General features: G+C 68.3%; 1 protein-coding gene and 1 pseudogene. One reads left to right on the forward strand and one right to left on the reverse strand.

All coding sequences use genetic code 11. The features are described 5' to 3' along the window. Positions 1-221: pseudogene (locus tag EN780_RS37090) on the forward strand (PLP-dependent aminotransferase family protein); the annotation flags it as partial. Between the two features lie 10 nt (positions 222-231). Here the strand turns inward: EN780_RS37090 and EN780_RS37095 are convergent. Next, positions 232-545, reverse strand: a 314-nt coding sequence (locus tag EN780_RS37095) for a helix-turn-helix domain-containing protein (RefSeq protein ID WP_128276636.1), incomplete at its 5' end; no start/stop codon positions are given.

A 545-nucleotide genomic window follows, 5' to 3' on the forward strand; every position in this document is an offset into this window, starting at 1 on the left:
CTTTGCCGGAACACTGGCGCTCGCAGGCTTTCGTCGCCGTCGCCGCGCGGCGCGGCATCGCGATCACGCCGTCGAGCGCCTTCGCCGTCAGCCCCGGACACGCGCCGAATGCCGTTCGGCTGGCGCTTGCGGCGCCGCCGATCGAGCGGCTCGAGGAGGCCTTGCGCACCTTGGCAGGCATGCTGCACGCGAGCGAGCAGGACTTCGCCTTCGTGGAATGACCGCTCCGCCTCAGGCCGCCAGCAGCTGCTTGCGGTCGACGCGTTCCTGCTGCGGCGAGCGGGCATAGAGCTCGCGGTAGCATTTGGAGAAATGCGAGGCGGAGACGAAGCCGCAGGCCACCGCCACCTCGACCACCGGCATCGACGACTGGATCAAGAGATGGCGGGCGCGGTCGAGCCGGATCTCCAGGTAGTAGCGGGCGGGCGAACGGCCCATCTCGGTGCGGAACAGGCGCTCGATCTGTCGGCGCGAGAGATCGACATGGTCGGCGATCTCGATCAGCGACAGCGGCTCGGAGAGGTTCGCTTCCATCAGTTCGATGA

Origin of the sequence: Mesorhizobium sp. M4B.F.Ca.ET.089.01.1.1, from assembly GCF_004022605.1 — a bacterium.
Taxonomy (GTDB): Bacteria; Pseudomonadota; Alphaproteobacteria; order Rhizobiales; family Rhizobiaceae; genus Mesorhizobium; species Mesorhizobium abyssinicae.